Genomic DNA, 10,933 nt, shown 5'->3' on the forward strand with positions numbered 1-10,933 from the left:
CGCTCTCTCCGCCGGGTCAGGCGGGGCCCCGCCCCGGCTGACCCGGGTGGGGCCCGGCGGGTGGATCCAGAGCGAAGACGGTGATCCACTCGGCGTCCGAGGCGTGGTAGCCAAGCGCGGTCAGGGCCTCGGACGCGGCGCGCATGTGGGCGGCGCCGTAGACCACGGCGACGGTGAACGGGCCGCTCCGTCCCGCGTAGCCGCGGTCGAAGTCGGTGAGGGAGCGGACCAGCAGCCGGTCACGGCGACGCAGCACCAGGTCGTCCAGGCCCGGCCAGAGGTCCGCCGCCGCCTCCTCGCCCTCGCTCAGCAGGTCCTCCATCGCCAGGTGCCGGGCGAGCCAGCGACGTGTTCCCAGCAGCCGCATCCCCGCCGTCACGGCGGGGACGACCGTGGCCACCATCGCGCGTTCCTTCCACGGCAGCCGCCGGTAGCCCTCCTGGAACCGGTCGCCGCTCATGTCCGGGCACACCACCGGCACCCCGAGTGCGTCGAAGTCGATGTCCTGCGCCACCAGCCCCAGCCGCTCGTGACCGTCCAGCCGCCGGTACGACGCCACCAGGGCGTCGGCGCCCGCCGAACCCTCACCGACGCCCTCGGCGATCACCAGGTCGCAGCGGCCGCGCAGCCGTGCGGTCACCTCCCGGTAGAACGCCTCCTCGGCCAGATGGATCATGGGAAAGAGCAGGAAGGCCAGCCCCGTCCCCGGCCGCTCGAACCGGATCACCGCCGACCGCACCCCGGCCAGCTCCGTCACCTCGATGAACTGCACGCGTGCCTCCCCTTCAGCCCCCTCTCCCACCTCCACGCGGATGGAGGCCCTCGGGGTTGCCCGCCTCCGGCCGCCTGCCGCGCCGGAGAGCCGGTCGCCGACCACACTGGAGATGTCGGCCGGAGGAGGTTGCGATGGACACGAACACCGGTGCACGACCGCTGCTGCTGGACAGCGTCCTGCCCGACTTCCGCTTCAGCCGCCTGGAGTGCACGGCCGTCGCCGCGGGGCCGTCGGGGACGTATCGGGCGGCGCGCGAGCTGGACCTGCTGACGATCCACTCCCCGCTGTTCGAACTGGCCGCCCGGGCCCGCGGCGTGCCGGACCGGCTGCGCGGCGACCCCGCCCCGCCTCCGCCCTCGTTGCGGCTGGCCGATCTCTTCGACACGGAGCCGGGCGAGGACGACCGGCACGACCGGGAGCAGCCGTGGGTGGGGCTGGGTGAGGATCCCGGGCGGGAGCTGGTCTTCGGCGTCATCGGCAAGGTGTGGCAGCCGTCCATCCAGTGGCGGCGGGTCGAGCCCGGCGACTTCGTGGGGTTCGAGGAGCCGGGCTGGGCGAAGATCGCCGCCGCCCTGGTGGTGCACCCCTACGGCACCCGCCGCTGCCTGCTGACCTACGAGGCGCGCACGGCCTGCACCGACCCGGCCACCACCAGGCGCTTCGCCCGTTACTGGACGCTCGTGTCGCCCGGTGCCGGCATCGTCATGCGCGCGGCGCTGCAGGCGATCAAGCCCGCCGCGGAGGAAGAGGCCACCCGGTCCACGACCGATGCGCGGCATGCGGAGGCCGAGGGGACCTGACCGGCGCCGGGGCGTGCGCTCGGCAGTGCCGTGCTATCCCAGCTCCCCGGCAGCCGCCGACGCCCGGGAGGCACCCGTGGCGTCGCTCACCGGCTGCCCGGTCGCGGCGTGTCCGGTGCCGGCCGGGGCCTCGGCGCCGGACACGATGATCACGTCTGAGTCGCGGCTGCCGCGGTCGAGGACGCCTCCCACGGCGGCGAGACCGAGGCCCGCCACGGCCAGAGCGGCGCCGACCAGGGCGGGCGAGGCCCAGCCCCAGCCCGCCGAGATGGCCAGGCCGCCCAGCCAGGCGCCCCCCGCGTTGGCCAGGTTGAAGGCGGAGTGGTTGGAGGCCGCCGCCGTCGTGGGGGCGTTCTTCGCCTTGGCCATGATCAGCATCTGGACCGGGGTGGTGATGAAGGCGCCCATCGCGCCGATGAAGGTGATCGTCACCAGGGCAGGCACGGTGCTGTGCACGGTGAAGTAGAACGTCACGAGCGCCGCGGCGAGCGCGATCAGGCCCCCGTACAGCGTCGGCCGCAGCGCGCGGTCCGTGAGCGGGCCGGCGGTCAGGGTGCCGAGCGTCATGCCGACGCCGTAGAGCGCGAGGACCAGCGTGGTCGAGGAGTCGGAGATGCCCGTGAGACGGGTCAGCATCGGCACCAGGTAGCTGTAGACGGCGAAGAATCCACCGAAGCCCACCACGGCCGTGGCCAGGCCGATCACGACCTGCCGGTTGCCCATGGCCCGCAGCTCGTGCCGGATGCCGGACTGCCGGCCGCGTGGCTGGTGCGGGACGAAGCGGGCCAGCGAGGCGAGCGCGAGGAGGCCGATGACGGCGACCGCGGCGTAGGCGGACCGCCAGCCCAGCTGCTGGCCGAGGGCGGTGCCGGCGGGGACCCCGACGATGTTGGCGACGGTGAGTCCCAGGAACATCTTCGAGACGGCGCGCGCGGCCCGTTCGGGGGCGACGAGCCGAGAGGCGACGACGGCGCCCACGCCGAACAGAGCGCCGTGCGGCAGCCCCGCCAGGAACCGCGCGGCGAACAGCAGGGCGAAGCCGGGAGCCAGCGCGGACGCGACGTTGCCGACCACGAAGAGCCCGGACAGCAGCAGCAACAGCCGTTTGTGGGGCAGCCGCGCGCCGATGCCCGTCAGCACGGGAGCGCCGACCACGACACCGAGCGCGTAGGCCGACACGAGGTTGCCGGCGTGCGGCACGGACACGCCGACTCCGTCGGCGATCTGGGGCAGCAGCCCCATCGTGACGAACTCGGTCGTGCCGATACCGAAGGCGACGACAGCCAGCGCCAACAGAGCCAGAGGCATGGTGCGGGAGAACCTTTCGAAGAGCGCGGTACAGGAGCAGGACGGCAGAACGGACCGAACCTTCCGGATCCTGTGGCCTGCCGCGCCGCGCACCATTGCCCGGCCCACCCCGGGGCAGGGAAAGCCCCCAGGAGTGCAGCAGTGAGGGCAGGCCGCACATTCCAAGATCGGGCCTCGCGCGCAGTGATCTACGTCATGCCGCATCCGGCGCGACCACGCCCTCGGGGTCGTCCCGCCGGTCTCGGAGGCCGGGGCGCCGCCGTCCCCGGCGCTTCAGTCCTCCACCGAGCGCCGTACACGCCGGGACGGACCGAACTCGTACAGGTCGAGGATCATCGGCGGATCGGCGAGCCCCGGACCTCCGGCCCTGACCCAGGTCACGATGTCGGCCGTCGCGTCGGGGTCGTTGACCAGTCCGAGCCAGACCGGCCGGCCGCCCGCGGCCCGCCCGGCCGGGGACGGCTGTACGACGATGACGTTGGCCTGTTCGCAGGCATCAAGGCAGTTCACCGCCCTGACCTGGGCGACCCGCCCCAACTCGGCCTTCAGTGAGGCGAGTTGGGCGGCGTGGTCGACGCCGGGGATCTTGGCCGTGCCGCAGCAGCAGCCCCGGCACACGGTGACCGTGCACCGGGGTGCCGCCGCCTGGGCGGGGACCTTGCGGCGGCTCATCCGGCGGCCCGCTTCCAGGCCGACTCGCGCAGCAGTCGCAGCCCGTTGAGGCCGACGATGACGGTGGAGCCCTCGTGGCCCGCGACGCCGAGCGGCAGCGGCAGGTTGCCGACGAGGTCCCAGACCGCCAGGCCCGTGATGAAGACACCGGCGACGACCAGGTTCTGCGCGACGAGCCCGCGGGCCCTGCGGGACAGGGAGATCACGGCGGGCACGGTGGCCAGTTCGTCGCGGACGATCACCGCGTCGGCGGTCTCCAGGGCGAGGTCGGAGCCTGCCCTGCCCATGGCCACACCGGTGTGGGCGGCCGCCAGCGCCGGGGCGTCGTTGACGCCGTCGCCGATCACCATCACCTTGCGGCCGGTGTCCGTCAACTCCCGGACGGCGCGCACCTTGTGCTGCGGCAGCAGTCCGGCGCGCACGTCCTCGATGCCGGCCTCGGCGGCGAGGCGGGCGGCGGCGCGCGGGTTGTCACCGGTCAACAGCACCGGCGCGGTCCCGGCGAGGGACGTGAGGGAGGCGACGGTGGCGCCGGCGTCGGGGCGCAGCCGGTCCGCGACGCCGAGCACGCCGACCGGCGTACCGGCCACGGCGACCAGCACGGCCGTGCGCCCGTCGTCCTCCACTCCACCGGCCAGGACCGACGCCCGCGCGCGGTCCGCGTCGGTCGCTCCGTTCAGCAGCCGGGCCGGCGCGCCGACCGCGACCACGCGTCCGCCGACGGTGGCGGTCACGCCGACGCCGGGTGTGGAGTCGAAGTGCTCCGCGACCGGCGGGGCGAGCCCGCGCCGGCGCGCGGCGTCCACGACGGCGCGCGCCAGCGGATGCTCGCTCGGGTGTTCCGCGGCGGCCGCGAGGGCCAGCAAACCGTCCTCGTCCAGACCGGATCCGGTCAGCGGCAGGACGTCGGTGACCGTCGGGGTGCCCTCGGTGAGGGTGCCGGTCTTGTCGAACGCCACCGCGTCGATCTGTCCGAGCCGCTCCATGACGACGGCCGACTTGACCAGAACGCCGTGTCGTCCGGCGTTGGCGATGGCGGACAGCAGGGGCGGCATGGTCGCCAGCACGACCGCGCAGGGCGACGCCACGATCATGAACGTCATGGCGCGCAGCAGCGAGTCGGTGAGGTCCGCGCCGAGGGCGAGCGGGACCAGGAACACCGCGAGGGTCACGGCCACCATGCCCAGCGAGTAGCGCTGTTCGACCTTCTCGATGAACAGCTGGGTGGGCGCCTTGGTCTCGGACGCCTCCCGCACCATCCGCACGATCCGCGCGATCACCGTGTCGGAGGCGTCGCGCTCGACGCGGACGCTGAGGGCGCCGGTGCCGTTGAGGGTGCCCGCGAAGACCTCGTCGCCCTTCTCCTTGGCGACGGGCAGCGGTTCGCCGGTGATGGTCGCCTGATCGACGTCGCCTGCTCCGTCGATCACGCGGCCGTCGGCGCCGATGCGTTCGCCGGGCCGCACGAGGATGGTGTCGCCGACGGACAGTTCCTGGACGGGGACGGTCTCCTCGCCGCCGTCCGCGCCGAAGCGGGTCGCCGTGGCGGGCGCGAGATCCAGCAGCCCGCGCACGGAGTCGGCGGTCCTGGCCGTGGCCAGCGCCTCCAGCGCGCCGGACGTGGCGAAGATGACGATCAGCAGCGCGCCGTCCATGACCTGCCCGATCGCCGCCGCCCCGAGCGCGGCGACGACCATCAGCAGATCAACGTCGAGGGTCTTCTCCCTCAGCGCCCGCAGGCCCGCCAGACCCGGCTCCCAGCCACCGGCCGCATACGTCAGCGCGTACAACGGCCCCCAGACCCACGCCGGTGCGCCGGTCAGCTGGGCCGGCAGCGCGAGCACGAAGCAGACCGCGGCCGCGGCGGCCCAGCGCGCCTCGGGCAGGGCGAGGATGCGGGTGCCGCGCCGGAGCGTACGCGTGTCTCGTGGGGGCGCGGTCCGGTCGGCGGGGGCGAGGGTGGAGATCATCGGAACGGAAGTCCTTCGAGAAGGCATGACGAGGCTGCGGCCGGCCCGGAGGAGGTGCCGCTCCCCTCACCGTACAGGATCACATGAAGACCCTTTCATGTATGGACGGGCCGCGCTCCGTAGGATGACTGCCATGGGCCACGGAGCTGACGCCAAGACCACCGCCACCGCGCGCGAGCGCCTGGAGACCGTGGGCGCCGCCGACGTGGCCGCCACCCTCCAGGCCCTCGCCACCCCCTCGCGGCTGCGCATCCTGTCCCGCCTCCAGGAAGGCCCGTGCGCCGCCACGGAACTCGCCGACGCCGTCGGCATGGAGCAGTCCGCCTGCTCCCACCAACTGCGCCTGCTCCGCAACCTCGGCCTGGTCACCGGCGAGCGCCGGGGACGCTCGGTCATCTACGCCCTCTACGACAACCACGTCGCCGAACTGCTGGAGCAGGCCCTCTACCACGTGGAGCACCTGCGCCTCGGCCTGCGCGACACCCCGGCCGACGTTCCGGCCGAGGCAGCCGGCGTCCGCTGAGCGCCCCCTTTCACCTGCCGGCTCGCGCCGCCTGCACGCGGTACAGCCATGGCGTCCCAGGGGCGTGGTGTCAGCCGGTGTCGAGACCGTCGATCAGGCGGCCCAGGAAGCGGGTGAAGGTCGCTTCGGGGGTGACGGAGCGTCGAGGAGCGGAGAGGGCTTCGGCGAGTTCCGGATGACGGCCGTCGGCCGCGACAGCGGCAAGGTAGCGGGCTTCCGCTGCCGCCCTGTCCGGGAAGCGTGAGACCGCGGCCTGTGCGATCTCGTGGGTGACGTACCCGGCCACGAACGCGGTGAGCTGGGCGAAGACCTCCAGCTTCGCCGCACCGTCCAGCCCGGTGGGCCGCAGGACGGCGAGCGCGTGTTCCAGGAACGCGAGCGTGTTGGGGCCCGGAACCCGACGGGTGGACAGGGCGGCGGGCAGCCAGGGGTGACGCAGCATGTGGGCGCGCTGCAGGTGGGCAACGGCCTTCAGATCGGCACGCCAGTCGCCGCTGGGCGGGTCCGTGACCGTCAGCTCGCCGCTGACGTGGTCGACCATGAGTTCCAGCAGCGTCTCCTTGTCAGGGGCATAGCTGTAGAGCGACATGACGCCGGCTCCGACCTCGGCGGCCACCCGTCGCATGGTGACCGCTTCGAGCCCCTCCACGTCCGCCAGAGCGACGGCCGCCACGACGATCGCCTCCCGGCTGAAGGTGGGCCTGCGCCCCCTGCGGGCCGTTGCGGGGCGCAGCCAGAGCTGTTCGGGGTCGACGCCCGCGGCGCCGGGCCCGTCGTCATGAGACACGGCCTCGCGCTCCTTCCTGTGGTCGTGGAGGCGGTCGCTGTGAAGGTCATCCAAGCATCCTCTATTCTCGTACACCGTACGGAATAGAGGAGGGGACGATGTCATCGAGCAAGCCCGAAGCCGCGGCCGGACGAGTCTGGGTACCGCCCGCCGGAAAGCCGCCGCTGTCCTCGCGGATGACGAGGGCGACCTGGCGGGGTCTGCCGGCCAGACGGCACGAGGTCGGATGGGAGCCGGGGCTGGCGGTGCCGGCGGGCGACGGCAGCCCATTGATCACCGACCACTACTTCCCGCGTGCGGAGGGCGACTTCCCGACCCTCCTGGTCCGCTCGCCCTATGGCCGAGGCCTGCCGTGGTCTCCCATGTACGGCCTCCTCTTCGCCGAACAGGGCTTCCACGTGGTTCTGCAGAGCTGCCGCGGCACCGGCGGCTCGGGCGGCGCGTTCGACCTGTGGCGCAACGAGGCCGCCGACGGCCGGGCCACGGTGTCCTGGCTGCGTGAGCAGCCCTGGTTCGACGGAACGCTGGGCACCGTCGGCCCCAGTTACCTGGGTTACGTGCAATGGGCCCTCGCTCTGGACCCGCCGCCGGAACTCAAGGCGATGGTGGTGCAAGTGGGGCTGCACGATCCCTGGGCCCTGTTCCACGCGGACGGCGCGCTGCGCCTGGAGAACGCCCTCGCCGTGGGCGTGGGCATGACCTACCAGCACCGGGGCCTGGCCCCGTTCGTGAAGGCGACACTGCGCCTGCGGCGCCGCCTGCACGACATCACCACCGCGCGGCCCCTGCGCGGGGCGTACGCGTCCGCGCTCGGGAGCGAAGTGCGCTGGCTGGACGACGTGCTGACACATCCGGACGCCAACGACGCCTACTGGCGTGGCGCGTCGACGGCGGAGTCGGCGGAGCGGCTCGACGTGCCCACGGCCCTGATCACCGGATGGCACGACGTGCTGGTCGACCAGACCTTCGAGCAGTACGACCGGATGCGCCGGACCGGGAGTGAGACCGCCCTGCTGGTCGGCCCCTGGACCCACACCTCCGCCCTGCAGCGCGGTTGGCCGGAGGTGTTCACGGAAAGCCTCGCCTGGCTGCGCGCCCACCTGTGCGCCGACCCCTCCGGCCTGCGTCCCACCGCGGTGCGCGTGCACGTCGGCGGCGAGAACGTCTGGCGGGACCTCGACGACTGGCCGTCGGAGCCCGCCGCCACCTCCTCCTGGTATCCCGCTCCCGGCGGGCACCTCACCCGGCAGCCCGGCACGGACTCCGCGCCCCTGACGTCGTTCCGCTACGACCCGGCCTACCCCACGCCGTCGTTCGGCGGCCCGCTGCTCTCCCGCACCTCCGGCCCACGCGACAACCGCGCCCTGGAAGCCCGGGACGACGTCCTGACGTTCACCGGTCCACCCCTGACCGAGCCGCTGGACATCCTCGGCCCGGTCTCCGCACGGCTGAGCATCTCCACGGACACCGGGCACACCCACGTCTTCACCCGCCTGTGCGACGTGGACGCACAAGGCCGCTCCATCAACGTCTGCGACGGGCTCGGCCGCATCCGGACGGCCGGACACGCGCCCGCGCAGATCACCGTGCCGATGAGCGCCGGCGCGCACCGCTTCGCCGTCGGCCACCGCATCCGCTGGCAGATCAGCGCCGGCGCCCACCCCCGCTTCGCCCGCAACCCCGGCACCGGGGAATCGCCGGTGGACGCCACCGCCTTCACGCCGGTGCGCGTCACGCTCCACACCGACTCGGCGTTGACGCTCCCGCACGCCATCACGCCCGGGTGATTCTTCAGCCCTCCGGGGACCGGCCGGGCGCGCCGGGCAGCCGGCCCGGCTCGCTCCCGCAGGCTCCAGGCCGCAGGCCGCAGGCCAGTGGCGGACTCCGGAGCCCGGACGGCCGGCCGGCGACAGGAGCGCGGTAGCGGGGCGAGGCCCGAGCGGCGGGGGCCTCGTCAGGGCTTGCGGGCCAGTGCGGCGACGATGAGCTGTTCCCAGACGGTGAGTTCGCGTTCGCCGCCGTCGCCCCACGGGCTGTCGACGGGGTCGGGACGCCACAGCGGCGCGGGCACGATCCCGGGTTCGAGGATGTCCAGGCCCTCCAGCAGGGCGGCGATCTCGGCGTCCGTGCGCCAACGGCCGCGGCCGAAGGTCCGCTGCAGCACCCGCTCGGCCTCCTCCGTCTCGGGGTTGTTGCCGGAGCGGAAGTGGCTGACGAAGAAGTAGCTGCCGGAGGGCACGTGGTCGCGCCAGTAGCGGACGATGCCCGCCGGGTCCTCGTCGTCGTTGACGTGGTGGAGCACGGCGCTGAAGACGACGGCGACAGGGCTGTCGAAGTCGATCAGTTCCAGGGTGTCGGGGTGGTCGCGGACGTCCGCGGGGTTGCGGACGTCCGCCATGACGACCCGGGTCCGGTCGTTCTGCTCCAGCAGCGCGCGCCCGTGGACCAGGACTTGCGGGTCGGTGTCGACGTAGACGATCCGGGACTCGGGGGCGTGCCGCTGGGCGACCTGGTGAACGTTGTCAGCGGTGGGAAGGCCGCTGCCCAGGTCGACGAACTGCCGCACGCCGGTGGTCGTGGCTATCTGCGCGATCGCGCGGATCAGGGCGGCCCGGTTGGCGAAGGCGATGGCGACCGACCCCGGTAGGTCACGTGTGAAGACGTCGCCGATCTCCCGGTCCACGGCGTAGTTGTCCTTGCCGCCCAGCAGGTAGTCGTAGACACGGGCGATGCTGGGGGTGGTGGGGTCGATGCTGGAGCCTTCATCCGTCATGGCGGTCATCCTCCCCCACGACACGGCCCGGCCGCTGCCGCTTCGGCAGCCTCGGCGCGGACCCGAGCGAGCCTCACCCGGCACCGGCCCACGGCCGCGCCACCGCGCTCGCGTACGGCACCGTCGGCTCGCGGCGGCCGGGGACGCGCCGTGCCCACACAAGGCGCACAGAGAAGACATGACATGTTCGCGATTCAGCCACATGTGAACGGTCCGTTCGAAAAGGTTCGGCCATTGACTCTCCTCGCGCGGCAGCCACTCGGTGCCGTGCGGGGAGAGTCGTTTCATCTGTAGGGGCGTGCGTTTCATGGAGTCCGCTGAGGAAGAAGAGTCCGACAGATCCGGGAGGTCCGAGCCACGGCGGCTGTACACCGGCCGGGGTGTCGGTGACCGGATCCTGCGGATTCAGTTGACGGCCACCGGCGTAGCTGTTCTCGCCGTCATGGCGGCCGTCGGGCTCTTCCTGCTGCTGAGGGCCGGTCAGGCGCTGCGGGTGCGAGGGTGGGCGTTCCTCACGACCCCGGAATGGCAGCCGGACGTCCACCGGTTCGGCATCGCCGCGGTGCTCACCGGAACCCTGCTCATCGCGGCGGTGGCCGTGGCCCTCTCCGTGCCGCTGGCCCTCGGCACGGCGTTGTTCATCTGCGAGGTGGCCCCGCGCCGGCTGCGCCGCACGCTGGTGACCATGGTCGACCTGATGGCGGCCGTGCCGTCCGTGGTGTACGGGCTGTGGGGGCTGTTCTTCCTGCAGCAGCACGTGATCGGGCTGTCGCGCTGGCTGTCCGACTGGTTCGGGTGGTTCCCCCTGTTCACGGTGGACGGCACCCGGTCCGGCGATCCGCTCGCCTCCGACAGCGTCTACACCGCTTCCACCTTCGTCGCCGGGATCGTCGTCGCGCTGATGGTCGCGCCGATCCAGTGCTCGGTGATGCGGGAGGTGTTCGCGCAGGCCCCGGCCGGCGAGCGGGAAGGCGCGTACGCGCTGGGCGCCACTCGCTGGGGCATGATCCGCGCGGTCGTCCTGCCGTACGGCAAGGGCGGTGTCATCGGCGGCACGATGCTGGGCCTCGGCCGGGCCCTCGGCGAGACGATCGCCGTGTACCTGATCATCTCGCCGGTCTTCGTGATCCAGCCGCACATCCTCCAGACCGGCTCCAACTCGGTGTCCTCGCTGATCGCCCTGCACTACGGCGACGCGTCCACCTTCGGCATGTCGGCGCTGATGGCGGCGGGCCTGGCGCTGTTCCTGCTCACCCTGGCGGTCAACTTCACCGCCTCCTCCATCGTGGCCCGCTCCCGGTCCGGCGCGCAGAGCGAGGCATGAG

The 10,933-nt window shown here is 72.9% G+C and carries 10 protein-coding genes; 4 read left to right on the forward strand and 6 right to left on the reverse strand.

What is annotated here, in order from left to right; all coding sequences use genetic code 11:
• Window positions 1-16: 16 nt before the first annotated feature.
• Entirely contained in the window at window positions 17-772 is a 756-nt protein-coding gene (locus tag ACZ5GT_RS19410; protein WP_469025348.1) for a hypothetical protein, read from the reverse strand.
• Between the two features lie 134 nt (window positions 773-906).
• Between ACZ5GT_RS19410 and ACZ5GT_RS19415 the strand changes: the two genes are divergently transcribed.
• A complete protein-coding gene (locus tag ACZ5GT_RS19415) occupies window positions 907-1,575 on the forward strand; it encodes a hypothetical protein (protein WP_469025352.1) in 669 nt (222 codons plus the stop codon).
• Window positions 1,576-1,608: 33 nt separating this feature from the next.
• Here the strand turns inward: ACZ5GT_RS19415 and ACZ5GT_RS19420 are convergent, their stop codons facing one another.
• The 3 genes from ACZ5GT_RS19420 to ACZ5GT_RS19430 form a co-directional block, all read right to left on the reverse strand.
• Entirely contained in the window at window positions 1,609-2,883 is a 1,275-nt protein-coding gene (locus tag ACZ5GT_RS19420) for an MFS transporter (protein WP_469025355.1), read from the reverse strand.
• 273 nt (window positions 2,884-3,156) lie between these two features.
• Window positions 3,157-3,555 (reverse strand): (2Fe-2S) ferredoxin domain-containing protein, encoded by a 399-nt coding sequence (locus ACZ5GT_RS19425; protein WP_469025360.1) that lies wholly within the window; start codon window positions 3,553-3,555, stop codon window positions 3,157-3,159.
• The gene (locus tag ACZ5GT_RS19430; protein ID WP_469025363.1) at window positions 3,552-5,525 is read right to left on the reverse strand and encodes a heavy metal translocating P-type ATPase; all 1,974 of its coding nucleotides are present in this window, start codon (window positions 5,523-5,525) and stop codon (window positions 3,552-3,554) included. Before ACZ5GT_RS19430 ends, ACZ5GT_RS19425 begins: the two co-directional genes overlap by 4 nt.
• A gap of 133 nt (window positions 5,526-5,658) precedes the next feature.
• Here ACZ5GT_RS19430 and ACZ5GT_RS19435 point away from each other — a divergent pair, with 133 nt between their 5' ends.
• Window positions 5,659-6,048, forward strand: a complete 390-nt coding sequence (locus ACZ5GT_RS19435; protein ID WP_469025366.1) for an ArsR/SmtB family transcription factor — start codon at window positions 5,659-5,661, stop codon at window positions 6,046-6,048.
• A 70-nt stretch (window positions 6,049-6,118) separates the two neighbouring features.
• Here ACZ5GT_RS19435 and ACZ5GT_RS19440 read toward each other — a convergent pair whose 3' ends face one another.
• Complete coding sequence (locus ACZ5GT_RS19440) at window positions 6,119-6,835, reverse strand: TetR/AcrR family transcriptional regulator C-terminal domain-containing protein (RefSeq protein WP_469025371.1); 717 nt, start codon at window positions 6,833-6,835, stop codon at window positions 6,119-6,121.
• A 176-nt stretch (window positions 6,836-7,011) separates the two neighbouring features.
• On the opposite strand from ACZ5GT_RS19440, the gene ACZ5GT_RS19445 reads away from it, so the two are divergent.
• Window positions 7,012-8,622, forward strand: a complete 1,611-nt coding sequence (locus ACZ5GT_RS19445) for a CocE/NonD family hydrolase (RefSeq protein WP_469025757.1) — start codon at window positions 7,012-7,014, stop codon at window positions 8,620-8,622.
• A gap of 167 nt (window positions 8,623-8,789) precedes the next feature.
• On the opposite strand, the gene ACZ5GT_RS19450 is transcribed toward ACZ5GT_RS19445, so the two are convergent.
• A complete protein-coding gene (locus ACZ5GT_RS19450; protein WP_469025378.1) occupies window positions 8,790-9,608 on the reverse strand; it encodes an SAM-dependent methyltransferase in 819 nt (272 codons plus the stop codon).
• A gap of 307 nt (window positions 9,609-9,915) precedes the next feature.
• Here ACZ5GT_RS19450 and pstC point away from each other — a divergent pair, with 307 nt between their 5' ends.
• Complete coding sequence (gene pstC / locus ACZ5GT_RS19455; RefSeq protein ID WP_469025385.1) at window positions 9,916-10,932, forward strand: phosphate ABC transporter permease subunit PstC; 1,017 nt, start codon at window positions 9,916-9,918, stop codon at window positions 10,930-10,932.
• Window position 10,933 lies beyond the last annotated feature (1 nt).

This window comes from Streptomyces sp. NPDC031340, from assembly GCF_055569945.1.

Excerpts from the sequence above, each read along its gene's own strand:
- ACZ5GT_RS19415 (WP_469025352.1), top strand. The coding sequence starts at position 907 with ATGGACACGAACACCGGTGCACGACCGCTGCTGCTGGACAGCGTCCTG.
- ACZ5GT_RS19420 (WP_469025355.1), bottom strand. The coding sequence starts at position 2,883 with ATGCCTCTGGCTCTGTTGGCGCTGGCTGTCGTCGCCTTCGGTATCGGC.
- ACZ5GT_RS19425 (WP_469025360.1), bottom strand. The coding sequence starts at position 3,555 with ATGAGCCGCCGCAAGGTCCCCGCCCAGGCGGCGGCACCCCGGTGCACG.
- ACZ5GT_RS19430 (WP_469025363.1), bottom strand. The coding sequence starts at position 5,525 with ATGATCTCCACCCTCGCCCCCGCCGACCGGACCGCGCCCCCACGAGAC.
- ACZ5GT_RS19435 (WP_469025366.1), top strand. The coding sequence starts at position 5,659 with ATGGGCCACGGAGCTGACGCCAAGACCACCGCCACCGCGCGCGAGCGC.
- ACZ5GT_RS19445 (WP_469025757.1), top strand. The coding sequence starts at position 7,012 with ATGACGAGGGCGACCTGGCGGGGTCTGCCGGCCAGACGGCACGAGGTC.
- ACZ5GT_RS19450 (WP_469025378.1), bottom strand. The coding sequence starts at position 9,608 with ATGACGGATGAAGGCTCCAGCATCGACCCCACCACCCCCAGCATCGCC.
- pstC (WP_469025385.1), top strand. The coding sequence starts at position 9,916 with ATGGAGTCCGCTGAGGAAGAAGAGTCCGACAGATCCGGGAGGTCCGAG.